This is a genomic window from Seonamhaeicola sp., assembly GCF_028281565.1.
Taxonomy (GTDB): domain Bacteria; phylum Bacteroidota; class Bacteroidia; order Flavobacteriales; family Flavobacteriaceae; genus Seonamhaeicola.
Map to the genome: position 1 here is coordinate 80,523 of NZ_JANQJQ010000043.1, position 23,809 is coordinate 104,331.

Genomic DNA, 23,809 nt, shown 5'->3' on the forward strand with positions numbered 1-23,809 from the left:
TTTTAACCAATAAATGGCGGACAAATTACAAAACTGAGGTGTTTATATTGATGTCCGCATCCTTCCATGCTTTGTCAAATTCTTGTTTAATTTTAGCAGCTTCATCCATTTTATTTTGAGCCTTTAAGCAATGGTAAAGCCCTATTAAGGACCAGCCGTTTCGTCTAAGAACTTCTAAATCTTCTTTATAGATGTTTTCCGCAACCTCATACTTTTTGGCTTTGATTAAAACAGCTCCCAGGTTTTGCCTTGGTGGAATATGCCAGGCCGAAGGCTCGTTATAAGTTAATCCGTCCTCAATTTCTATAGCTTTTTCAAGATGTTCGATCGCTAAATCCAGGTTACCATTCGCAGCGGCTATTTCTCCGGAAACTATTTCAAAAGCCAATTCGGCTATGGTTGTACCGGGATCAAATCCGGTGGCCATATTGGTTTCCATATCAGCATCTGTGATAAATGCTTTAATAAATTCCAGTTCTTCTTCAGCTTCTTTTAAATTGTTCTTTTTAATAAAAGCAATACCTCTGGCATAATGCCATATTAATTTTAAATGTTTTATATCATCGTTTGGTTTTGGGTAGGTTAGAATATCATTCCATTTGCCAAAACGGGTATAAGCTAATAAAGGTGTCGCTGCAAAATTTTGCAAAAAGTGGAGGTCTTTCATTTCGCCAACCGGAACCTTTTCTGCAGTCTTTTTAGCGGCGTCGATAGCAATATCACTAGCGCCCAGTAAACTGGAAGCAGACCATAGAAAATGAATGTTATGCGGATAATAGCCCAAGGGGTACATACCCTGAGCGAAGCATTGTGAGATATAGTCTTCATCGGCTAAAATGGCCTTTTGATTGGCAGTCACGGCATCTTTATATCTGCCAACCCTAATGTAAATATGCGATGGCATATGTACTAAATGTCCGGCTGCAGGCATTAATTGTCCGAGCTTCTCGGCCGAAGGGACCCCAAGATCAGGTTTTGGCAGCTCCACCATGTGAATGTAATAATGATGGGCTCCGGGATGATGAGGATCCAATTCAATAGCTTTTTCAAGAGCGGCTTTGGCTTCTTTTATATTTGGTTGTGCATTGCCGTCTTTATCCCAGTAGTTCCAGGGTGTTGTGTTCATTACAGAAGCAGCGTACAAAGTTTGAATATCGGCATCGTTTGGATATTTTTCTGCAACCTGTTTCATGGCTTCCATATATGCCGTATTCAATTCTGAAATATCTTTTGTTACATCTTTAGAGTACCTGTGAGACAACGCCTGTATTAAATGACGTTCTTTTGTCGTAGCGGTACTGAGAAAATTGTTAGCCTTATGAATAGCTTCATGGCATTTTACTTTGCGTTCATCATCCGGCATCGGGTCATTGATATTAGGGCCCAGAACATAAGCTTGTCCCCAATAGGCCATGGCAGCATTGGAGTCTAACCTAGAAGCTTCTAAAAATGAGCGATGTGCCTCGGCATGATTAAAGGCATAAGTAAGTTTTAAACCCTGATCAAAGAACTGTTGCGCTTTTTTATTATCTGTGCTGATTTTATAAGTAAGATCCCCTAAATTTTCAAACAAAGGAGAAACCTGTTTTGTAGTATCTATGGCTTCCAATAAAAATGCTGGCGGTGTACATTTAATATTGCTAGCAACAAGTTTAGGACTACTTTCTAATTCATTATTATTCGAGTTGTTACCAATGAAAAAGATTAAGGTGGCTATTATTGCTCCGGAAAGGATGATACTTAATTTCGTTTTCATGACTGGAAGGTTTTAAATTTATAAAACATCCCACAAGTAGTTAGATTTTAATGGTTGGCGCTAAAGAGTTGAATTTCAGGTAAGTGAATTTAGCGAATTTTGACGAGAAATAAAAGCTTATTTGTTTACCCTAAAACTCCCGGTTTCATCATCAAATGAAATTAAGTCTTTTGGGAAGAGCTTATCAAAAGTGCCTTTTAATATCAAATTACAAGGTTCATCAGAAACCACTTGATTATCGGTCATGACTACCAATTTATCGCATAATTGAATGGCCAGATCTATTTCATGAGAGGAAAACAGAATGGTTTTGTTAGTGTCTTTGGCTAACTTTTGAAGAAGCTTTAAAACATAGGCTTTGTGATACATGTCTAAATGCGTAGTGGGTTCATCTAAAATAATGATGTCCGTATCTTGAGCTAAAGCACGGGAAATCATAACCTTTTGAAACTGCCCATCACTTAACTCAAAGCATTTTTTGTTCTTTAGATCTGAGATATTGGTCTGTTCCAGCGCTTTATTGACCATTTGTACGTCATCTTCAGATAAATTACCAACCCAATTGGTATAAGGCTGTCTGCCTAAAGCTACCAGTTCAAAAACAGTCAGATTTTTAGAAACCAAAGATTCCGTAAGAACAATACTTAGTGCTTTGGCCAATTCTAAATTGGAATAGTCTTGTAAACGCTTTTCGTTTATGGCAATGTTGCCATTTAGTTCCGGTTGAACCCTGGTTAAGGTTCTTAATAAAGTGGATTTACCAATACCGTTGGCGCCTATTAAACCAACCAATTCTCCTTTTTTAAGTTCAATATTGATGTTAGAAGCCACAATGGTTTGTGCCTTTTTTGAAACGTATCCTATTGATAAAGCTTCAGTTTTAAGAACGATATGTTGGTTTTCGCTACTCATTAAAACATCATTTTTCGTTTTCTGACTAACAGCCAAATCACAACCGGGGCACCAATTAAGGAGGTGATCGCATTAATAGGTAAGGTATAATCGCTATTAGGAAGTTGCGCAATGGTATCGCAAATAAGCATTATAATGGCACCAAACAGAAATACCGCAGGTAATAAAATTTTATTATTTGAAGTATTAAAAATTTGCCGCGTCATATGTGGAATGGCTAAACCTATAAATGCAATAGGGCCGGCAAAAGCCGTAATAGTTCCTGCCAGTAGGCTTGTGGCAACAATGATGCTTAAACGACTTCGCTTGATATTTAGTCCCAAACTTTTTGCATAGTTTTCACCCAACAGGAGCGTATTTAAACTTTTTATGCATACAATGCTTATGACCATCCCCATGCTATAGATAAGAAACAAAATAAAAAGTTCATGCCATGATAAATTACCCAGGCTGCCAAAACCCCAAAAGATATATTGCTGTAATTGTTCTGCAGAACCAAAATAAGAGAGTACACTTACTATGGCAGCTGTCATGCTGGCAAACATAAGGCCTATAATTAGGATGGCCATAGTGTCCCGGACTTTTATGGAAACCATTAAAACGGCCAGTAACACCAAAAAGCTTCCCAAACTGGCAGCAATAACAATACTCCATTTAGAAACAAAAAACGCTGCAAATACACCTCCGAACACGCCAGAACCTAAAATTACCAATGCAACACCTAAACTGGCACCGGAACTTAAACCCAGCACAAAAGGGCCGGCCAAAGGATTCCTGAATAAGGTTTGCATAAGTAAGCCTGAAATGCCTAATCCGGAGCCTACGATCATGGCAGTGAATGCCTTTGGAAGCCGATAGTTTTGAACTATATATTGCCATGATTCCTGCTCAATTTTACCATCAATAAGGCTGTTGAACACATCTTTAAATGGAATATAAACCGAGCCGAAACTAATGTTTATAAAAAAACAGCCTAAGAGTATCAGTATCAATACTAAAAAAGAGAGTTTGTATGTTTTTGAGTCAGGCAATTATTCTAAACGTTTGAAAAAATAGGTTTCATAATCTGTTAATAATTCCGGGTGGGCAATTTTAATGATATCCTTTAAAATTAGATCTGGGCGCATGGGGCCCAATTCGTAATAATATAAGCCGCCTTCAGCTCCCTTTTTTTTAGTATAGGTATAGATGTTATTGTTTTTGAAAGCCTTAAAAAAGGCATAGCCTTTATGTTTCTCTGTCATTTGAGACTTGCTGTCAAAATTACCGGCACCAATCCATAATTCGGCGTTTTGTGCTTTTTCAAGGACACTTTCAAAATTTAATTGCAAACTACCATTGTTTTCATTCAATTTCCAAAGATAATCAGTATTGGCATCTTCCAGGTATTTGGCTACGAAGCTTTTACCTCCCGGGATATTCCACACCTCCTTAAACATAGAACCTGATAGCACTACAGGCTTATTGGCTACTGTTGCGGCCATTTCTTTTGCTTTTAAATAATTGGTTTCTATGGTTTTAAAAAGAGTTTTGGCTTCCTCATCTTTGTCAAAAAAAGCCGCAATAAACTTAATCCATTCGGCGCGCCCCAAAGGATGCTGTTCTGTCCATGCACCGTCTAACACTACCGGAATTCCGAACTTTTCAATACGATCTAATGATTTATTATTGCCGTTTACCGAAAATCCAATGACTAATTCCGGTTTTAATTCCAAAAGAAGTTCCATATTGAGTTCCAGATCATTGCCTAAATCTGTAATGTCACCTTCGTCAATACGTTTTCTTGTTTTTTCGGAGGAAATGAATTTCGTATTTGGAAAGCCAACAATGGCCTTATCCGCTTCCAAATATTCCAGTACGGGAATATTAGTTGTGGACATTGGGATGACTGTTTCTACAGGAACCTGAATAATAACTGTGTTCGCTTCATGCTCAGGAACCGGCGTTCCTTTCTTGACCAATAAATAATTAAACGATTTTACGCTTCCCGGCCACGGCGCAATCACTTTTATCTCCTTGTACCCTTCAAAACTCTTAACAGTAAACCCTTTGGCATATTTTATATGTTCAACAATACCTTCAGTTTGTGTGCCGGAATCAATTACTTTATTTTCTTTTTCCTGCTTACATGATACCAAACAAAGAAAATAACACACTAAAACAACTAAAAAACGCATAAAAATAAATTGATGTTCAAAGGTCTTTATTTTTTTTGTAAAACTATACTCTATACGGTAATTAAAACTATTTTTGGATTTTTAAATGTATGTCAATGAATTTTATGTGCTCCTGGAGTGGAGGAAAAGATAGTTGTTATGCTTTTTACAAAGCCATGACATCAGGTTATAAACCAACCGTACTTTTAAATGTGATGAATGAGTTTGGAGACCGCTCTCGTTCGCATGGTATTCCAAAAGCCATTTTGCAAGCGCAGGCTGACGCATTGAATTTGCCTATTCATTTTTTTAGCAGTACATGGACCGATTACGAAGTCAACTACATAGAAAATTTAAAACAACTTGCTTTGGACTACCCCATAACACACGCCATTTTCGGGGATATTGATATTGAGTCGCATCGGGCCTGGGAGGAAAAAGTATCAAAAGCAGCTAACTTAGAAGCTGTTTTACCTTTATGGCAAGGTAACAGGAAACAATTGGTTCTGGATATGATTGACGCCGGCCTGGAGGCTATGATCGTTTCCTGTAACCAGGAATTGGGACCTGATTTTTTAGGAAAAATTATAGATGCGTCTTTAATAGACACATTCGAATCTATGGGGGTGGATGCCTGTGGAGAAAACGGAGAGTTTCATACCCTGGTGGTGAATGCTCCTTTTTTTAAACATGGCATTGCTGTAGAAATCAAGAATAAAGCGGTGTCAAGTAACTATAACTTTGCGGAATTGGTTTTGCTGAATTAGAATGATAAACCTAATAGAACGTGCTACAACTTTCAAGAATAGAGCTGCCGTAAAAAGCAATGGCCAGACCTATACTTATAGTCAGCTTTTAGAAGCATCTAAGAATGTAGCGCTTACATTATTGAATGGGCAAAAGGACTTAGAAGGTGCCCGTATAGCATTTCTTGTCCCTTCCGGGTTTGAATACGTATGTATACAATGGGGTATTTGGAGAGCCGGAGGGATTGCCGTTCCGCTTTGTGAAAAACATCCGCTTCCTTCCATTGAATATGTTATTAACGATACCCGGGCTTCTGCTATTATATTTTCCAAAGCATTTGAATCCTTTTTGGCACCATTGTCAAATGCTTTTGAAATAAGGTTTATACCATCAGAACATTTCGATGTTCAAGATGGACATTTGCCGGACATAGATCCAGTAAGAAGCGCTATGATTCTTTATACCAGCGGGACAACAGGTAATCCCAAAGGTGTTGTAACAACACATCGTAATATTCAACACCAAATTACCTCATTAACGACCTCCTGGGAGTGGGATAAAAATGACCATATATTGAATGTGCTTCCCATGCATCATCTTCATGGGATCCTTAATGTTACAAGCTGTGCATTATGGAGTGGTGCCTGTTGCGAATTTCTTCCCAAATTTGATGCCGGAGCGGTCTTTTCCATATTTTGTAACAAGCAGGTAAATGTCTTTATGGCCGTTCCTACCATCTATTTTAAATTAATTGCCCATTGGAAGACATTAAAGGCTTCCGAGCAAAAGAATATAACGGAACATTTAAAAAAATTTCGTTTAATGGTTTCGGGATCAGCGGCACTTCCTGTTAGTGTGCTCAAAGCATGGCGAGATATTAGCGGCCAAACTTTGTTGGAACGTTACGGCATGACTGAAATAGGGATGGCCATTAGTAATCCATATAGGGGAGAACGGAAACCCGGCCATATCGGGCAGGCACTTCAGGGAGTAGACGTAAGGCTTCGTAACGAAAACGATGAGCCGGTTGTTGAAGGAGTAGCGGGTGAAATCCAGGTAAAAGGAGCTAATGTATTTAAGGAATACTGGAAACGGCCCAAAGAAACAAAAGATGCTTTTACGGCGGACGGATGGTTTAAAACAGGCGATATCGGACTTTATAAAGATGGCAGTTATAAAATATTGGGAAGAAATTCTATTGATATTATCAAATCCGGGGGCTATAAAATATCGGCATTAGAGATTGAAGAGGTGTTGCGGACCCATCCGGAAATTAAAGATTGTGGTGTTGTAGGCATTCCTGATTTAGAATGGGGAGAGGTTATAGGAGCGAGCCTGATTTTGGAGTCGGGAACTATTGATATGGAACAGTTAAAGGTATGGCTTCAGGATAAACTTCCGGCTTATAAAGCGCCCAGACGCTATATTTTTCAGGACGATTTACCACGCAATGTCATGGGGAAAGTAACCAAGAAAAAGTTAGCAGAACTATTTATTAAAGGCTAAGAAGTCTTATGTCAATTGAATACGTCATTTTCGGAAATTAATTTTAATTGGGTTCCTTCTTTTCTAAGTTGAAATACGTCGCCATAATTAATTTTAATACCAAATGATTTTTCTAAAGGGATATTTAAGAGCATTGCTAAAAGGCTCCGAATAGGGCCGGCATGGGTGGTTACAATTACGTTTTGATTGTCTTTGGAAAGTCGCAACTCTTCAAAAAAAGTCTGTACTCTGGATGCTAAATCTGTATAAGATTCTCCATTAGGAACTCTAACATTTACAAAATCATTCATCCACGGATTAATTACTTCTTCGGGAATTTCATTCCAGGCTTTTAGTTCCCAGTCTCCAAAATTTAATTCTTTTAAGCGGTTATCATAATGCACCTGCTGTCCGAGGTACTGAGCCAGTAGGGCACACCGTTTTAAAGGGCTGCTAATGATTTTATAAGTATCAATATTAGGCAGTTTTTGAGCAATGGCTCTAAATTCTTCTTTGTAATTTTCAGTCAAACCCAAATCGGTTTGCCCATAGCAAATACCTTTTTCAACATCAGGGGTAGTATGTCTGATTATATAAATGTCCATACCACAACAGCACTTAAATAAAATACAACTTCAGTTAATTGTTGCACGGCACCTGCGCAATCACCGGTTTGGCCTCCCAACCATTTTCTGAACTTGGCACCTAAATACATTTTTCCTAAATACATAGGAATAATGGTTAAAAAGATCCAGGGTGTTTTAAAAAAGAACAAAGGAAGTATCCCAAAAATGGCACTAATTATAAGCATGCTTAAACTAATGTTTTTAGCGGCAGGTTTTGCTTTGCTATCCTCCGTATCTCTCACATAGGGATGTGTATAAATTAAAGTAGTTGCTATAAATCTGCTTAAACTATGGCCTGAAATTAATGTCAGCGGAATATATTGCATTGGTATTTCCCTAAGACCGGTAAATTTTAAAGCAAGAATTAATATTAGTCCAACGGTGCCGTAGGTTCCAACACGGGAATCTTTCATAATGAGCAGAATCTTTTCTTTGGTCCACCCGCCACCGAGTCCGTCACAAACATCGGCGAATCCATCTTCATGGAAGGCACCCGTTATATAAATAGTTGAAACCATACTCAATAGTATGGCTATTTCAGTAGAAAAAATAAAAGATGAACCATAAAAAACAAGGGCTCCAATGCCTCCAACTAGGATTCCAACCAGTGAAAAATATTTAGAACTCAGGCGTAAATATTCGGCATCATGGTTTACCCATTTAGGGCAAGGAATTCTTGTGAAGAACATGATGGCTGTGAGGAATATCCGGAGTTCTTTTTTCATTAAAAAACAATTTTTAAACTTTCTAACTTCTAACTTCTAACTTCTAACTTCTAACTTCTAACTTCTAACTTCTAACTTCTAACTTCTAACTTCTAACTTTATTCTGTTTCTCCGCTAACCCCGGCACTTTCAAAACTTGCCATATCATTTAAAAAATTAACAGCTGCTTTAAGTAAAGGTATGGCCAAGGCTGCACCTGTACCTTCACCCAAGCGTAAACTCAGATTTAACAATGGTTTTGCATTTAGGTATTCCAACATTTTTTTATGGCCTTGTTCATCAGAACTATGGGCAAAAACACAATTATCTAAAATCTCCGGGTTTAGGGCATAAGCAGTTAAAAGAGCAGCGGTCACTATAAAACCATCAATGACGATGATCATTTTTAATTCGGCGGCTTTTAAAATAGAGCCGCATAACATAGCTACTTCAAATCCGCCAAAAGTAGCCAGTGTTTCCAAAGGGGTCTGCGGACTATACTTTTCAAATACTTCTGAAAGAATTTGAGCTTTTTTGTTAATGCCTTCAGCGTTTAATCCCGTGCCCGATCCCACACAATGTTCAATAGGTGTTTGGGTAAAATGGGCCATAAGCAATGCCGCTGAAGAGGTGTTACTTATACCCATTTCACCAAAACCAATGGTATTACAGCCTTCATTGTAGATCTTAGCAACTATATCGCCCGATCTCCGAATGGCTTCCTGACACTGCTCTTGTGTCATGGCAGGTTGATCCTGATAATTTTTGGTACCATAATCTATTTTAGCATTAATAATATTCAGGTCACTGTCAAATTTATGGTTTACACCGGCATCAACAATTTTAAGGGCAACATCGTTTGTGTTACTGAATACATTAATAGCGGCACCGCCATTAACAAAATTGTAAACCATTTGAGCTGTAACCTCTTGCGGAAACGGATTTACTTCGCCTTTGGTTGCTATACCGTGGTCACCGGCAAAAACCACAATGGTAGGTTTGGAAATTTGAGGGCTTTCAGTGCTCTGAATACTACCTATTTTCAACGCTAAGTCTTCCAGCTGTCCCAGGGCACCTATAGGTTTTGTTTTAAGGTCAATTTTATGTTGAAGTGCCTGCTTTAATTCTGTCTTGATCATTTAGATTATTTTATATTGATGGGAATTCCGGATACCATAAAAATGGCTTTATCGGCATGTTTTGCAATATGTTGATTCATCCAGCCTTGTAGTTCCGTAAATTTTCTGCCAATCTCGGTTTGGGCATGAACACCCATACCTATTTCATTGGAAATTATGATGATAGTAGCATCTATATTTAAAAGTTTATTAAACTCTTCTTTGGCAAGTTCCAAACAGGTTTCAACATCGTTTTTTGTGTCAAAATAATAGTTTGTAAGCCATAAGGTTACACAGTCAATAACCACAATATCTTTAGAATTTATAACAGTAGAAATAGCTTTTTCTTCTTCAATGGAAGTCCAGCGGTCATCCCTGTCTGCAATATGCCTGTCAATGCGCTTTCTGTGGTCGTCTCCCCAAACTCTGGAAGTGGCAACATATTTGGGTGTATTAGAAAGCGATAATGCCAGGTTTTGAGCATAACTGCTTTTTCCGGAGCGTTCGCCTCCTGTGATGTAGTAAATCATGAATTGGAAATCATAAATTGAAGTACAAAGATGACATCTTTTTTTAAGAAATACCTAATAAAATAATTTTTGATTTTAAAAATAGATAGTACATTTGCAGCGAATTTTGGTTCAACAAAGTCATTCTATGAGCACCTGAAAAGCTTTCAGGGAATGATGATGTTGATTAAAAGGGAATCCGGTGTAAATCCGGAACTGTTCCCGCAACTGTAAGTTTATGCTGAACTGGTTCAGCACCTTAAAAAGAGGATGTTGTTTACTACAAAACCACTGGCGTCAGGCTGGGAAGGTAAAACAACATTAGACAAGTCAGGAGACCTGCCGGATTCAAACCATTAAGTTAAACTTTCGGGATAAAAGTTTGCGTATGATAATCCATGCGATTCTCGAGTAATTATTCATTAAAATGAAAAAAACACATGTGTTTGGTATACTATGTTTAGGTATATCCATGTTTGGGTTGGCACAGGAACAGCAAGTCGATTCAACAAAAGTAGAACAACTGAATGAAGTTGTCATTACAGATTCACGTTTTGCATTGAAACGTGAAAATTCCGGTAAAACCGTGATCAAAATTTCCGGGCAGGACATTGAAAGAAACCAGGGAAGAACGGTTTCGGAACTAATTAGTGCGCAATCGGGCATAGAGATCAATGGAAGCAGAAGTAATGCCGGACAAAATTTAGGGGTTTATGTGCGTGGTGGCAGAAACCGTCAGGTATTGGTATTGATTGATGGCATTCAGGTTAATGACCCTTCACAAATTAACGGCGAATATGATTTCAGGTTGTTGAACTTAAGTCAAATTGAATCCATTGAAATTATTAAAGGGGCGGCCAGTACTTTATACGGAAGTGGGGCAGCATCAGCCGTAGTTAATATCACCACAAAAAAAGCCGGTGATAAAAAGATCAGTGGTGTTTTTACTTCAAGCATAGGAACCAATCAATCCGAATCTGATCAAAATTACAATATAGCCGATTTCAATAATAGTGTTGCCATTGGCGGTACTTTAGATAAGTTTACATATCGGGCTGCCTTTAATAATCAGTTTACAAATGGTCTTTCTGCGGCTATTAGTGAGGCTAATGAAAAAGATGCCTTTTCAAAGTATGGTGTAGATGTCAACCTGGGGTACCAGTTTAGTAAAGCATTTTCTTTAAACGTTTACGGAAATTACACGGATACAAATGCTGAAATAGATGGTTATGATTCCAGTTTTAATTTAACGGATACACCGGATGAATTTAACAACACACAACATAGGGTGGGGCTTTCTTCTAAATTTAAATATGGTAAGGGAAGTATTAACCTGAATGCGGCTTATAGCGAATACGAAAGGGAATTTGTTTCGGATTTTCCATCATTATTTAAATCTAAGAATTATGTGGTGGATGTATTCAATAAGTATGTGTTCGACAAAACGTTTTATACCATTGTAGGTTTAAATGCAACAGATAACAAAGCTACATTTGCTGAAGAACAGGCATTTACTATTGTAGATCCGTATGCCAATTTCGTTTATGTGTCAGATTTTGGATTAAACATTAATGCCGGAGCTCGTTTAAACAATCACAGTGAATACGGATCCCATCTTATTTATAATTTGAATCCATCGTATACTATTAAATCCAATGGTGATGGATATACCAAAGTTTTTGGGTCGTTTAGTACGTCTTTTATAGCACCGTCTTTATCTCAGTTATTTGGAAATTTTGGACCGAATCCGGATTTAGAGCCTGAAGAAAACAGGACTATTGAAGCCGGTGCAGAGTTTAAATTGAACAAGCATTTTAGAATTAGTGGCCTTTTCTTTAGCCGAGAGGAAACTAACTCGGTATTGTGGATCAATGGCGGGTATCAAAATGCTGAAGATGAATTAAATGCAAGAGGTGCCGAAGTTGAACTTAATACTACGCCTGTTGAAAGGTTATCTGTTACTGCCAATTATGCTTTTACCGAATACAAGGAAAGTCCGGCACGGAGAATTCCAAAGCATAAAGCGAATTTGCTTTTAGGCTATGATTTCTCTCAGAAGACATTTGCATCCTTATCGTATCAATATGTTCATGACAGGTTTGAGAGTAGTTTTGTGCCGCTTTTAGACAGTTTTAGCCTGGTGAATTTTTATGCTAGCCATACAGCTTTAAAGAACAAAATAAAATGCTTTGCAGGGGTAGACAATATCTTAAATGAAGCCTATGAGGACGTACCGGGTTATGTTACCAAAGGAAGAAATATAAGACTGGGTTTTCAGTTGACTTTATAGTGAGAGAATGAAGTCAATGTATTTGGCACTTGTGCCAAAATTATTAAATGCCACCATTCGGCTATTTGGTGGCATTTTTTATGGGATCAGATCACAATACCAAACCCCGTATTTATCACTTTTACAGACGGAGTTATCGTTGTTCGGATTATCATATTCCCGATACACTTTTTCTCCTGTTTTAAAATCAATAGGGTTTTTAAAAATAGGCCCGTCAAAACAAAACGTGTGGAACTCACCATTTTCACCGCAAGGATCTACCCCTTCAGGTAGATTATCAATAAAATGTTTATCTATAACCGTTCCTACAAAATCTTCATTAAAGTATTTTGAGTTGGCACAAACTACTATGGTTTTAAACCCTAAGTCAAGAAATTCCGTTAAAAGTGCTTTAGTGTCACGTTTCCAAATAGGGAACACTGCTTTAAAACCTTGTTTTGCCAATTGTGCTTCCCGGTAGGTTCGTAAATCTTCCAAAAATATATCTCCGAAAGCGGAATGCGTAAACCCTTCAGCCTTTAACCTGGAAACCGTTTCACTCATTTTCTGCTCATAGACTTCCATACTTGGCATTTCGGGTAATTCTATAAAGCTTGATTTTATATCCATGGCATCCGTTTGAGCTACTAACAATTCATTCCTGAGCCCGTGCATGGACACCCGGTTATAATGACTATTTACTGTGGTGATCAGTTCATCTACGGAAAAGTTTTCGTCCCGCAATAAGTGATAAAGTGCCAGTGCCGAATCTTTACCGGAGCTCCAGTTAAAGTAGGTTTTGTGTTTAAACATATTTTTATTTTAATTAAAAGAAATAAAAAACCTTACGAAAGTAAGGTTTTAAATTTTTATGGCTGATCAGGAACTTCAATTGGAACATCACCACTATCTGGTGGGGCATCTCCAATAGCAAATTTTTTAATGTATGAGTCGTTAATATATACAGCATATAAACCGTCAGGATAATTAGAAATATCAAGTATACCTTTGGAACTTAAAACATTATAATCAAGCATTAGTAAACCACTGCTTAAATTGTAAATTTTTAAATTAGTATTACCAGGAAGATACTCAAATCCAACTGAGATATAAGTATTACTTGTTGATGATATCTTTAAGGAAATTTTACCGGTATTAGGCTTTTTATACTTAAAATCAAAATAATAAATATTATCCGTTTCATCGGATTCAGCAATATTACCACCAGGATCAATATCAACGAACATATAATATGTTTTACCATTTTCCAGTTTTAATAAAGAAATATAATCATAAATGTATTCAGAAAAACTATCTTCTTTTTCAGAGTTTCCGTTGATAGCTCCGGCATTATCTGTTCTAAAAGTATAAACAGGTGTCGTGCCAAAGTTGGGATATTTATTTTCTTCTGAAACTAATAAGGCATATTCAGATGAGGAGGCAGAGCCATTATCTTCGTTTTTTATTTTAATATTAAACGTATGCTCTTTACCATGTACAAATTCAGGAGTTTCATGTTTGCCATATTCGTCATAAGTTTTAGAGTCCACTTTAATTGTTAGACCAGAAAGTGTTAGATTGGGTTTTGCATTAGGATCGGGATCAGGATCAGGATTAGGATTGCTATTCTCGTCTTCACATCTATCATTGTGATTTGAAATAAAATCATCCTTATAAGTAGTTGCCATTCCATAAAACATATTGTTAGGGTAACCAATTAAAAAATATCTTTTCATTGTTGGTACAACACCATATTCTTTAAAATACGGCTCTGGTAAATCAAAATAACCTGATTCATAAGTGTATATGGCTCCATTACCTGGAGGATAATTAGGGTTTTCATCGAATTTACTTAAATCAATCTCTACTGTTTTTATGAGCGTTGAAGTTTTAAAATTATCATCAGAACCATACACTTCCATATTGAGAGTGTGGTAAGTATCGTTAAAGGTAAAATCCTTGGTATGATCAATTTTATGGTCAAATTTTACTATAATCTCGCCTCTAGTTGCGCATTCAGAGGAAGAGTTTGGAGGTGAAATGGAAAAACCATCATAATAGGCTCCATTATAAAAAGTCTTCACTAAGCCTGGAAAATTTTCAAATGTGGTGTCCAAAGGAGAAGACTGTGAAGAAATTGAGTTTACACATAATAATAGCAAAAGAATAAATGTAAGTTTTTTCATTTAACGAAAGTTTTAATTTACGTCAAAAATATGAAAAAAAATATTACAAAAATATTTTAAATTAAACTTTTAAGATGAAAACTCATCGGTCGGCTATCAGACCTCCTTTATTAGGCATAAAATCATTACTGTCTTTAAGTGCTTTTAAATTGAATTTTGAGGCTTCTTTAATAGTCATTAGTTTAGTTGTGGCATTTTCAATTTCTGCCAAAGCAAAGGCTAGAAAAGGTTCGTTTTCGTCCCCTATAACACCGTAATTCAAACCACTTTCTCTAAATTCTAAATCAGGTATTAAACCGGTGCTTGGCACTTTAGTACCATCCTTATTGACGCCATCAGCAATTAAAGGTTGCATGGCATAGGTATGATTGGGATTAACGCCTTCTCTTGTGAAATCAGGAGAGTCATAAAGTGTTATGGAGGCCTGCGTTTTACCGGTAGTCGTTGTCCCTATTTGAACCACCTCAATATAAGGTTCTAATCCGTTTATGAGGCCCTCGCTGGCTGAAGCCGACCTTTGGGTTGTGAGTACATAAACTTTGTTCAGGCCTAAACTATTGATTGTGCCTCCATTTTCAATTTCATCTGTAAAATCATAATCAGTATTCTCAAGGTTACTATTACGGATAAGTTTAGTAAATAATTGTCCTGTGAATTGCCCTGTGATCATACTGGCTAAATAAGTTTCGATGGAAACACGTCCGCCCGGGTTATACCTCAAATCTAAAATCAGGTGTTGCACGTTGTTAGCTTTAAAATTGGCAAATACATCGTTTAACTCGTCATCATAGCCGGAAGTGAACCCATTAAACATTAAGTAACCCACATTTTGTCCGTTAACATCAAAAACACCGGTTTCATAAATGGGGTTTTCAATGTATTCAGATTTAGTAAGAGAAATATCTACGCTTAAAGGTTCCACAGTATCATCAGCGTCGTCCTGGGTGCCTTTATCATCATAAGATCCAAGGTTTAACGTGTAAGTTTCAGAATCAAACAGATCGAAATTATTAGCACCGGTTCCTGCATCAAAAAACAGTTCTATACCATCTATAGCATAAAAAATATCCCCTCGTTTAATACCTTTAATATCGGCATCGCTATTAGGCAACACCAATCTAACCACTCCGAAAACACCATTACTGGTATTGGGTTCCGGGAATAATGTAAATTCCATACCGTTGGTTCCTGTAATACCTTGAAACTGACGCTCCAGTTCAAAATAATCATCAACTATCCAACTGAATCTGTCCACATTTTGTCGGTCATAAATCAAGCTTTCAAATAGTGCTTCAGGTGATGAAAATGAGTTTAAATAATCGGCATACTCGGCATCACTGGTAAAGCGGTCATTGGCAAGCACGGGCATGTTATCTTTATATAAATAAAAGATACTCATACCTTTATAGACAAAGTCATTTATCTCACTGGCAGAAATCAGGTTGTCGTCATTATCCTCAAAACAACCCGTAAACAGAAATGATACAGCAAGCGAGAATATTAGGGCTTTATATAATTTCATAGCTAATTTTTTAATAACGTTTTAGTCTTTAAAACCCTAAATTTACTTACATTATTGTGTAATAAAAAATAAAAAGTACTCTTAAATTGAATAATTTAAGTAGGCGTTAAACCTGTTATTCCCTCGAAAGTGGGAATCTATTGAACGTGAATAAACTGTGATTTTTAAAAAAATTATGTTCCATGTAACAAAATAGAAAGTGGTTCGTCGTAATATCAAATAGCAAAAAAAGCTATAAACTAAACCAAACCGGGAATGACTCAAACAGAGTTTTTAAATATTGTAATGCCTTTTAAAGATAAAGTATTTCGCTTGGCTAAACGATTGCTTGTATCGACCGAAGAGGCTGAAGATGCCACTCAGGAGGTTCTGTTGAAATTATGGAATAATAAAGCCAAAATTCAGGAGTATAAAAACGTAGAAGCGTTTTCTATGACCATGACCAAGAATTTTTGCTTTGATAAGTTAAAATCTAAACAGTCTCAAAATTTGAAGATTGTACATAGTAATTATGAAGAAAATAATACGCCATTACAGAAGCAGGTAGAGTTAAATGACAGTGTAAGTTGGGTAGGGCGCATTATAGAAGAATTACCGGAACAACAACGTATGATCATTCAATTAAGGGATATTGAGGAATACGATTATGATGAGATTGCTGAAATGCTTGGTATGAATAATACGGCAGTACGGGTGACCTTATCAAGAGCCAGAAAAACAATAAGAGAAAAATTAACTAATACACATAATTATGGTATTAAATAATATAGAAAAATTACTTGAAAAGTACGAGAACGGGGAAACCACTCTAAAAGAAGAGCAGCAGTTAAAACACTATTTTTCTCAGGAAACTGTAGCGCCACATTTGGAAATGTATAAACCCATGTTTGACTATTTTTTGGGAAACCAACAAGAACAGTTTACTAAAGACGTTCCATTAAAAACTAAGAGAAGATTTAATTACAAATGGATTTCTGTCGCAGCCGTAGCGGTTCTTATGTTAGGGTTTTATTTTACGCCAATTATTGACGATAATTGCAATGATTTAGGCACCTATTGTGAACCCGAACAAGCTCTGGAAGAAGTATCAAAACAATTAGCTATGATCTCAAGTCACTTTAACAAAGGCACACAGGCCGTAGGCTATTTAGGTGAAGTTGACAAAGGAACCGCTACATTGGGATACTTAAATGAAATAGAGAATACAACCAATATTATTTTTAAGAATTAACAATTAAAAAACGAACGAAATGAAATCAATATTAAAATTAAATAAAGAAAAAATGAGTAAAAGATTGATAGTATTTATAATGGCCGTAATGCTGGTGCCATTAACAGGGATGGCGCAAAAGAACATTTTTGATAAATATAGTGATGACCCCAATGTAACCTATGTAAACATAAAACCTAAAATGTTTCAAATGATTGCCAAAGTGGGGGTTGACACCAGTGATCCGGAGGCCAAAGCATTTATGGATATGGTGAAAAGCATTACCAGTTTTAAAACCATAGTGACAGATAGTAAGGATATTTCGGCAGATATTGCAAAATGGGTGAAATCTCGCTCTAGTTCTTTAGAAGAATTAATGGAAGTTAGAGATGACGGCAGTGAAGTAAAATTCTATGTAAAGGAAGGAAAAGATGAAGACCATGTAAAAGAGCTTTTAATCTTTGTAAATGGCATAGATAAGGTGATGGATGAAAAAATTCAAATCAATGGTAAAGAACGAAAAATAGAAACTGTTGTAGTCTCATTTACGGGCGATATAGATTTAAATGAAATATCTAAGCTGACAGAAAAAATGAATATTCCGGCAGGAGAACATTTAGAGAAGAAATAAAGACATCATCAATCATGCAACGAACAATCATATATATATTATACACCGTATTTACCGCAGCTTTTTTAATAAGCTGCGGTGATGGTGTTAGCTTACAACGCTATTACGTGGATAACCAGGAAACTAAAAACTTTATCACCCAGGATATCCCAATATCTATGGTAGAAATTGATAAATCCGGTTTCACCGAAGAACAACAGGAAGCTTACAATTCTGTAAAGAGGCTTAACTTTTTAGGGTATAAAACCTCAGAGGCCGATATGGAAACCTATAATGCCGAATTAGCTAAAGTTAAGACTATTCTAAGTGATGACAAGTACAATGATCTAATGGAAGTAAGTGATAGAGGTAGAAAGATTATTGTGAAGTATATTGGAACCGATGAGGAAGCTGACGAAGTAGTGGTGTTTGGAAGTGCCCAGGATATGGGCTTTGCTATTGTTCGCGTGTTGGGCAATGATATGAACCCGGAAAAAATGGCCGTATTATTACGCAGTTTACAAAATGCCAACGTTGATGAAAATCAAGTACAAGATATTATGAATTTCTTTAAGTAATTTATAGTAATGTTAATATTGAAAACCTCTGATTAAACTTAATCAGAGGTTTTTTTTGGAATCATTTTTGTGGATAATAAGGTAATCAGGGTTGCTCCTTTTTTCTAAATGGAAAAAGGGTTTCACTCAATGAGATGAGGCGTTCCCTCATTGTTCATTTATATAAATCATCAGTCAAACTACATTTAAGAAAACAACACCATGAAAACAATCACAAAAATTAGCTTACTCCTTTTTTTCAGCATCTTAACCGTTGCCTGCAATAAAGGGGATTCACAACAGAAAATTGCCGTTAATACCCCGCAAACGTCTTATACTTTAGAGGGGATTACCATTAATGCCCCCGAGACTATAGAAAACCTTAGCCTTTTCATGCTTACCGGAAAAGAAAAAATAACAGGCAAAAGTTACAGTACGTTATCGGAAGCCATGAATAATAAACAGGTAACAGTAAAAGAAACGGGTACTGTTAACCAGCTTTCAATAAATAATAAAAGCAATGCCTATGTTTTTATTCATTCGGGGGATATTGTAAAAGGAGGAAAACAAGATAGAACCATTGCTTATGATGTTATTATAGCTCCCAACACAAAAGATATTCCATTAGAAAGTTTTTGTGTAGAAGAAGGTAGGTGGCGGCAAAGGGCTAATGAAACGGTAAGTGCTTTTAGTTCCAATTCAAAAATGATATCTTCCAAGGACTTAAAACTTGCTGCAAAACATGAAAGAAATCAAAGGAAAGTTTGGAGTAAAGTTTCCGAACAAAAGGGTTTTTTAAATGAAAAACTCTCCAGAAAGAATGGATATGCCGTAGATGTAACCGATAATGAATCTGACACAAGTTTACAATTAGCTTTGGAAAGTGAAGAATTGGAAAAAGTAAGAGAAGATTATTTTGAAACGTTGAAAGGTTTAATCGATACCCCTGATGCTATTGGTTATGCTTATACTATAAACGGCGAGATATACGGTGTAGAGGTTTATAATAATGAACATCTTTTTAAAGATCTGTGGGAAAAAATATTAGAATCCGTAGTAGTAGAGGCTATTAGTAAAGAAGGGGAAGATTTAAAGCCGCATAAAACGCAAGCGGACATTTTAACTTATATGGAATTAGTGAAATCAAATGATAAGAAAACGGTTAAAAAACTTAATGAAGTAACAAATTTTGAAACGCTTGAAAATAAAAACGGACATTTGGTTTTTACTACTGAAGATTTAGTAAAACAAGATTGGGTGCACAAAAGTTTTATGAAAATGGATCCTGCAGAGCTGAATAAAAGAAGAGATGCCATTGAATTAATAAACCAGGAATAGCCTTATTTATTCCTCAAGCTCTTCTTCTTTAGTCTCAAAAGATTTAGCTGAAATAAGATTAACAACAATCGCCAGAAAAATGATGGTGAGTATGGTTAACACTACAAAATTATCGAGGGCTTCCAATAAACCGGCAACAAAAATACCACCGGCTAAAAAGCCACAAAGTATTAAAGATTGTTTGTCGGTTAGCATAAATAAATAATTAGATTCCTGTATAATTACTAGGTGTAATACGTTTTAATTCTGATTTTATTGTATCAGATACCTCTAAAGTATCAATAAAATTAGAAATAGAATCCTGATTTATTCGTTCATTGGTTCTGGTCAATCCTTTTAAAGCTTCGTAGGGATTAGGATAGCCTTCTCTGCGTAAAATAGTCTGAATGGCTTCTGCTACAACAGCCCAATTGTTTTCCAGATCATCAGCAAATTTACTTTCGTTTAAAAGTAATTTATTTAATCCTTTCAGTGTAGCTTTAAAACCGATGATGGTATGCCCAAACGGTACGCCAACATTACGTAAAACAGTACTGTCGGTTAAGTCGCGTTGTAATCTTGAAATAGGTAATTTGGCTGACAGATGTTCAAAAACAGCATTGGCGATCCCCAAATTCCCTTCGCTATTTTCAAAATCAATAGGGTTTACTTTATGTGGCATGGCTGAACTACCGACTTCACCTTTTTTGATCTTTTGTTTAAAGTAGTCCATGGAAACATAAGTCCAGATATCCCGGTCCAGATCAATTAAAATGGTATTGATACGTTTTAAGCAATCAAACAGGGCCGCCATATGGTCGTAATGCTCAATCTGCGTGGTTGGGAACGAATGGTGTAATCCTAATTTTTCCTGAACAAAAGCATCTCCAAAGGCCTTCCAGTCAATGTTGGGATAAGCCACATGGTGCGCATTAAAATTACCGGTAGCACCGCCAAATTTAGCGGCACTTGGTATGTCGTTCAATAAATTGAACTGTTCTTCCAAACGCGTTACAAAAACAGCAATTTCTTTGCCTAAACGTGTCGGTGATGCCGGTTGACCATGGGTCCTTGCCAACATAGGAACATTAGCCCATTCCTGAACCAATTCTTTTAGCTTATTTAAAACAGTAAAATATTCAGGAACGTAAACACTGTTCATAGCTTCCTTAATACTTAAAGGAATAGCAGTATTGTTAATATCTTGTGAGGTTAATCCAAAATGGATAAACTCTTTGTATTGCGATAGGCCTAAGGCATCAAATTTTTCTTTTATAAAGTATTCCACCGCTTTAACGTCATGGTTGGTAACACTTTCAATCTTTTTGATAGCCAAAGCGTCATCTGCGGAAAAATCTTTGTAAATAGTTCTTAAATCATCAAAAATTGTGGCGTCAACATCTGTAAGTTGCGGTAAAGGCAATTCGCAAAGTGCAATAAAATATTCTATTTCAACTAAAACGCGATATTTTATGAGGGCCTCTTCAGAGAAAAAAGGTGCTAGTTCGTTGGCTTTACTCCTATAGCGCCCATCAATAGGTGAGATGGCATTTAATACGGATAATGACATATTTTATGTGTGTCTTTAAGAAAGGTGCAAAGATAAGTTTTTTAGACTGAAGACCGAAGCTGGAAGACCGAAGTTTTAAGTATTACTTCCATATTTTTTTAATTGTCTGTTGTCATCAGTCTTCAGGCGCTTTTCATTTTTTTAAGAATATGTTTTGCCCGGGCTTTAAATCCGGAACTTTGCATTTGAAAATCACGCTCTAAAATAAGGACCAACTCGGGGTGTACCCAATCATATTCCTTCCCAAGCAGGAATAACGTATTCATAGAATAGGCTTTAGGCGCAATTTTTTCATCATTGATCATATAATCAAAACAGGTTTCAATAATACGTTCTTTATGAATGGCAGTTAAAACGCTTTTAATTCTATTATCATGTCTGGAAGTATACGCTTTGGCCAAAAGTTCACAGATCTTGGCAACGGGCCTTACGGCAGAATCTAAATGAACCTTATGCATATGTTCTGTGAATTGATCTAAATACGGAATAATAGCTTCAATATTGTCGGTACACATAAACTCAAAAACCCAGGCGGCACGAGGTGATATTTTATCGTCAACTTTAAATAAGATGTCCAATAATCCGGGAACCAAATCAGGATTATTGATTACCAAATTGGCATAATAGGTGCGTTTTTCACGCGAATGATTAACATAGCTTAATTCGTCGTAAAGTTCGGTGGTAGTCAAATTGTTTTTTTTATTTTTATAACCTAAAAGTATTAAAAATGAAGATCATAAAAAAGCTGTTATTATTTCTATTAATTGTATTCATTGTAGCGCAATTTTTTAGGCCCGAAAAGAATAATGGAGACCTGGCTACTATAAAACCATTTTTAACAGAAACAAATCCTCCTGAGGATGTGAAATTGATTTTAAAAGAGTCTTGTTTTGATTGTCACAGTGACTTTACAAGATATCCCTGGTATAATAATATCACCCCGGTTAACTACTGGCTGAAAGGCCATATTGATCATGGAAAAGAGCATTTTAATGTGTCTAAATGGGAAGGTAATTCTGTAAAAAGAAAAGACCACAAGTTTGAAGAACTCATTGAAATGGTTGAAGATAAAAGTATGCCTTTAAACTCTTATACCTGGACGCATACTGAAGCCAGATTAACAGATGCTCAAATAGAATCTATTGTTGACTGGGCAAAGAAAGTACGTTTAATGTATGATATGAAACCCAAACCGGAATAAAAGACCAAATTCCAAAAAATCAAAAAATCAAAATATGGAATTTGGGATTTGAGTATTGAGATTTCATTTTTTATGAATAAAAAATTATTGATTATTGGTTTTGTATGGCCGGAACCTAAAAGCTCTGCAGCCGGTAGCAGAATGATGCAGTTAATTGAAAGTTTTCAATTGGCAAACTACAAAATTACTTTTGCAAGTTCCTGTGCAAAATCTGAAAATGCTTTTGATCTTGAAAGTATAGGGATTTCTAAGGTCTCTATAAAAATTAACGATTCCGGTTTTGATGATTTTATCGAAGCGTTACAGCCGGGTGTGGTGATTTTTGACCGTTTTATGATTGAAGAGCAGTTTGGATGGCGGGTAGCAGAAAAATGCCCGGATGCTTTAAGAATTTTAGATACAGAAGACCTGCATTGTTTAAGGAAAGGAAGACATCAAGCACTAAAAGATGATGTTGAATTTGATAAAGCTTACTTATTCAATGATATAGCAAAACGTGAGATAGCCAGTATTTACAGATGCGATTTAAGTTTGATCATATCTGAGGTAGAAATGGGAATTTTGATAAATGATTTTAAAATAGATAGATCATTATTGCTCTATTTGCCTTTTATGCTGGACAGTATGCCGTTAGATGTCACAAAAAAGTTACCAACGTTTCAAGAAAGAAATCATTTTATTACCATTGGAAATTTTTTGCATGAGCCTAATTACGATGCGGTTTTACATTTAAAACGGAGTATTTGGTCCTTAATAAGGAGCCAATTGCCGGATGCTCAAATGCACGTATATGGCGCTTATGCCTCACTAAAGGTCAATCAACTCCACAATTCAAAAGAAGGCTTTATCATTAACGGATTTGCAGAAAGTGCCAGTACTATTTTGCAACAGTCCAGAGTTTGCCTGGCACCATTACAATTTGGTGCCGGTTTGAAAGGAAAACTATTTGATGCCATGAAAAATGGTACGCCCTGTGTTACTACAAGTATTGGAGCCGAAGGCATCTTTGGAAACCTTCTGCCAAACGGTTTTGTGGAGAATAACTCAGAAGCGTTTGCTTATAGAGCGGTTGAATTGTATTCTACTAAGAGTCTTTGGGAAGAAAAACAAAAGAACGGTTTAAAAGTAATTAACAGTAGATTTGACAAAGTGCATTTTCACAAAGCATTGATGGAACAAATAGAATTAATAACGCAACAACTTAACGACAGGCGACTTAACAATTTTACCGGTCAGATGTTGCAACATCATATGCTTCAAAGTACTAAGTTTATGAGTAAATGGATCGAGACAAAGAATAAAACCAGCCTTTAATCCATCTAATTATTTATTTGTGATCTATTTATCTTATTTT

At 36.3% G+C, this 23,809-nt stretch carries 24 protein-coding genes and 1 riboswitch; of the genes, 10 read left to right on the plus strand and 14 right to left on the minus strand.

Annotation, left to right across the window (positions count from 1 at the left end):
• Positions 1 to 25: 25 nt before the first annotated feature.
• The 4 genes from Q0983_RS17730 to Q0983_RS17745 all read right to left on the minus strand — a co-directional run bounded on the left by Q0983_RS17730 (position 26) and on the right by Q0983_RS17745 (position 4,845).
• Positions 26 to 1,756 carry a tetratricopeptide repeat protein gene (locus tag Q0983_RS17730; protein WP_299556220.1) on the minus strand — a complete coding sequence of 577 codons (1,731 nt, stop codon included), beginning with the start codon at positions 1,754 to 1,756 and terminating at the stop codon, positions 26 to 28.
• Between the two features lie 117 nt (positions 1,757 to 1,873).
• Positions 1,874 to 2,668: an ABC transporter ATP-binding protein gene (locus Q0983_RS17735; RefSeq protein ID WP_299556221.1), complete on the minus strand. Its 795-nt coding sequence runs from the start codon at positions 2,666 to 2,668 to the stop codon at positions 1,874 to 1,876.
• Entirely contained in the window at positions 2,668 to 3,699 is a 1,032-nt protein-coding gene (locus Q0983_RS17740; RefSeq protein ID WP_299556222.1) for an iron ABC transporter permease, read from the minus strand. Before Q0983_RS17740 ends, Q0983_RS17735 begins: the two co-directional genes overlap by 1 nt.
• Positions 3,700 to 4,845 (minus strand): ABC transporter substrate-binding protein, encoded by a 1,146-nt coding sequence (locus tag Q0983_RS17745; RefSeq protein WP_299556223.1) that lies wholly within the window; start codon positions 4,843 to 4,845, stop codon positions 3,700 to 3,702.
• Between the two features lie 95 nt (positions 4,846 to 4,940).
• Here Q0983_RS17745 and Q0983_RS17750 point away from each other — a divergent pair, with 95 nt between their 5' ends.
• Together Q0983_RS17750 and Q0983_RS17755 are read left to right on the plus strand one after the other, a co-directional pair.
• Entirely contained in the window at positions 4,941 to 5,591 is a 651-nt protein-coding gene (locus Q0983_RS17750; protein WP_299556224.1) for a diphthine--ammonia ligase, read from the plus strand.
• 1 nt (position 5,592) lies between these two features.
• Entirely contained in the window at positions 5,593 to 7,077 is a 1,485-nt protein-coding gene (locus Q0983_RS17755) for an acyl-CoA synthetase (RefSeq protein ID WP_299556225.1), read from the plus strand.
• An 11-nt stretch (positions 7,078 to 7,088) separates the two neighbouring features.
• On the opposite strand, the gene cobC is transcribed toward Q0983_RS17755, so the two are convergent.
• From cobC to Q0983_RS17775, 4 genes are all read right to left on the minus strand, one after another.
• Positions 7,089 to 7,661 (minus strand): alpha-ribazole phosphatase, encoded by a 573-nt coding sequence (cobC, locus tag Q0983_RS17760; RefSeq protein WP_299556226.1) that lies wholly within the window; start codon positions 7,659 to 7,661, stop codon positions 7,089 to 7,091.
• Positions 7,646 to 8,407, minus strand: coding sequence for an adenosylcobinamide-GDP ribazoletransferase (locus Q0983_RS17765; protein ID WP_299556227.1), 762 nt, complete (start codon positions 8,405 to 8,407; stop codon positions 7,646 to 7,648). Before Q0983_RS17765 ends, cobC begins: the two co-directional genes overlap by 16 nt.
• A gap of 98 nt (positions 8,408 to 8,505) precedes the next feature.
• On the minus strand, positions 8,506 to 9,525 hold the full coding sequence (cobT, locus tag Q0983_RS17770; RefSeq protein WP_299556228.1) for a nicotinate-nucleotide--dimethylbenzimidazole phosphoribosyltransferase: 1,020 nt from the start codon (positions 9,523 to 9,525) through the stop codon (positions 8,506 to 8,508).
• A 5-nt stretch (positions 9,526 to 9,530) separates the two neighbouring features.
• On the minus strand, positions 9,531 to 10,034 hold the full coding sequence (locus Q0983_RS17775; protein WP_299556229.1) for a bifunctional adenosylcobinamide kinase/adenosylcobinamide-phosphate guanylyltransferase: 504 nt from the start codon (positions 10,032 to 10,034) through the stop codon (positions 9,531 to 9,533).
• Positions 10,035 to 10,158: 124 nt separating this feature from the next.
• A riboswitch (cobalamin riboswitch) is annotated at positions 10,159 to 10,375 on the plus strand.
• A gap of 65 nt (positions 10,376 to 10,440) precedes the next feature.
• Between Q0983_RS17775 and Q0983_RS17780 the strand changes: the two genes are divergently transcribed.
• On the plus strand, positions 10,441 to 12,303 hold the full coding sequence (locus Q0983_RS17780; protein ID WP_299556230.1) for a TonB-dependent receptor: 1,863 nt from the start codon (positions 10,441 to 10,443) through the stop codon (positions 12,301 to 12,303).
• A gap of 78 nt (positions 12,304 to 12,381) precedes the next feature.
• Here the strand turns inward: Q0983_RS17780 and Q0983_RS17785 are convergent, their stop codons facing one another.
• The 3 genes from Q0983_RS17785 to Q0983_RS17795 all read right to left on the minus strand — a co-directional run bounded on the left by Q0983_RS17785 (position 12,382) and on the right by Q0983_RS17795 (position 15,990).
• Complete coding sequence (locus Q0983_RS17785) at positions 12,382 to 13,095, minus strand: adenine nucleotide alpha hydrolase (RefSeq protein WP_299556231.1); 714 nt, start codon at positions 13,093 to 13,095, stop codon at positions 12,382 to 12,384.
• A 56-nt stretch (positions 13,096 to 13,151) separates the two neighbouring features.
• A complete protein-coding gene (locus Q0983_RS17790; protein ID WP_299556232.1) occupies positions 13,152 to 14,468 on the minus strand; it encodes a CARDB domain-containing protein in 1,317 nt (438 codons plus the stop codon).
• Positions 14,469 to 14,550: 82 nt separating this feature from the next.
• A complete protein-coding gene (locus Q0983_RS17795; protein WP_299556233.1) occupies positions 14,551 to 15,990 on the minus strand; it encodes a S41 family peptidase in 1,440 nt (479 codons plus the stop codon).
• A 255-nt stretch (positions 15,991 to 16,245) separates the two neighbouring features.
• On the opposite strand from Q0983_RS17795, the gene Q0983_RS17800 reads away from it, so the two are divergent.
• The 5 genes from Q0983_RS17800 to Q0983_RS17820 all read left to right on the plus strand — a co-directional run bounded on the left by Q0983_RS17800 (position 16,246) and on the right by Q0983_RS17820 (position 19,705).
• The gene (locus Q0983_RS17800) at positions 16,246 to 16,755 is read left to right on the plus strand and encodes an RNA polymerase sigma factor (protein ID WP_299556234.1); all 510 of its coding nucleotides are present in this window, start codon (positions 16,246 to 16,248) and stop codon (positions 16,753 to 16,755) included.
• Positions 16,742 to 17,221 (plus strand): hypothetical protein, encoded by a 480-nt coding sequence (locus Q0983_RS17805; protein ID WP_299556235.1) that lies wholly within the window; start codon positions 16,742 to 16,744, stop codon positions 17,219 to 17,221. Before Q0983_RS17800 ends, Q0983_RS17805 begins: the two co-directional genes overlap by 14 nt.
• A gap of 19 nt (positions 17,222 to 17,240) precedes the next feature.
• Positions 17,241 to 17,831, plus strand: coding sequence for a DUF4252 domain-containing protein (locus Q0983_RS17810; RefSeq protein WP_299556236.1), 591 nt, complete (start codon positions 17,241 to 17,243; stop codon positions 17,829 to 17,831).
• Between the two features lie 14 nt (positions 17,832 to 17,845).
• Positions 17,846 to 18,388: a DUF4252 domain-containing protein gene (locus Q0983_RS17815; protein WP_299556237.1), complete on the plus strand. Its 543-nt coding sequence runs from the start codon at positions 17,846 to 17,848 to the stop codon at positions 18,386 to 18,388.
• A 201-nt stretch (positions 18,389 to 18,589) separates the two neighbouring features.
• On the plus strand, positions 18,590 to 19,705 hold the full coding sequence (locus Q0983_RS17820; RefSeq protein ID WP_299556238.1) for a DUF6569 family protein: 1,116 nt from the start codon (positions 18,590 to 18,592) through the stop codon (positions 19,703 to 19,705).
• A 6-nt stretch (positions 19,706 to 19,711) separates the two neighbouring features.
• On the opposite strand, the gene Q0983_RS17825 is transcribed toward Q0983_RS17820, so the two are convergent.
• The 3 genes from Q0983_RS17825 to Q0983_RS17835 form a co-directional block, all read right to left on the minus strand.
• A complete protein-coding gene (locus Q0983_RS17825) occupies positions 19,712 to 19,900 on the minus strand; it encodes a hypothetical protein (RefSeq protein WP_299556239.1) in 189 nt (62 codons plus the stop codon).
• Between the two features lie 10 nt (positions 19,901 to 19,910).
• Positions 19,911 to 21,254: an adenylosuccinate lyase gene (gene purB / locus Q0983_RS17830; protein ID WP_299556240.1), complete on the minus strand. Its 1,344-nt coding sequence runs from the start codon at positions 21,252 to 21,254 to the stop codon at positions 19,911 to 19,913.
• 122 nt (positions 21,255 to 21,376) lie between these two features.
• Complete coding sequence (locus Q0983_RS17835) at positions 21,377 to 21,943, minus strand: adenylosuccinate lyase (RefSeq protein ID WP_299556241.1); 567 nt, start codon at positions 21,941 to 21,943, stop codon at positions 21,377 to 21,379.
• A 38-nt stretch (positions 21,944 to 21,981) separates the two neighbouring features.
• Here Q0983_RS17835 and Q0983_RS17840 point away from each other — a divergent pair, with 38 nt between their 5' ends.
• Together Q0983_RS17840 and Q0983_RS17845 are read left to right on the plus strand one after the other, a co-directional pair.
• A complete protein-coding gene (locus tag Q0983_RS17840; RefSeq protein ID WP_299556242.1) occupies positions 21,982 to 22,455 on the plus strand; it encodes a heme-binding domain-containing protein in 474 nt (157 codons plus the stop codon).
• 72 nt (positions 22,456 to 22,527) lie between these two features.
• On the plus strand, positions 22,528 to 23,769 hold the full coding sequence (locus Q0983_RS17845; RefSeq protein WP_299556243.1) for a glycosyltransferase: 1,242 nt from the start codon (positions 22,528 to 22,530) through the stop codon (positions 23,767 to 23,769).
• Positions 23,770 to 23,809 lie beyond the last annotated feature (40 nt).